The organism is Nocardia takedensis NBRC 100417, assembly GCF_000308695.1.
Classification (GTDB): domain Bacteria; phylum Actinomycetota; class Actinomycetes; order Mycobacteriales; family Mycobacteriaceae; genus Nocardia; species Nocardia takedensis.
Window position 1 is genome coordinate 1 of record NZ_BAGG01000020.1, and the last position, 450, is coordinate 450.

Here is a 450-nt window from a genome sequence, read left to right on the forward strand (position 1 = left end):
CACCACCAACGGCTCGCCCCGGGCGATGGATCTCGACAGCTTGTCGAACCTGGCCGTGCAGCGCTTCGGCGACGAACGCGTGGTGACCGCCGAAACCCTGCCCGACGCGCTGGAGACGGCCATCGCCCTCGCCGAGGAGGTCGGCGAATCGGGCGAGATGGTGTCCGGCGCGGGCGTGGTGGTCACCGGGTCGGTCGTGACGGCGGGCGCGGCCCGCGCCCTGTTCAAGTCGGTGGTCCGTCAGGACAATGCCCAGAACCGTGGGCTGATCAACGTCGTGCGCCACCTCGTGACCGTTGAGGAGGTCTGAGAAGCATGACTGTCATCAAACTGCACCACCTGCGTCCCGCCCCGGGATCCAAGACCGAGAAGACCCGTGTGGGTCGCGGTGAGGGTTCCAAGGGCAAGACCGCGGGCCGCGGTACCAAGGGCACCAAGGCGCGCAAGAAC

2 pseudogenes are annotated in these 450 nt (G+C 68.2%); both read left to right on the plus strand.

What is annotated here, in order from left to right:
• Positions 1-226: pseudogene (locus ON30_RS04950) on the plus strand (dihydrofolate synthase); the annotation flags it as partial.
• 89 nt (positions 227-315) lie between these two features.
• Positions 316-450: pseudogene (locus tag ON30_RS04955) on the plus strand (50S ribosomal protein L15); the annotation flags it as partial.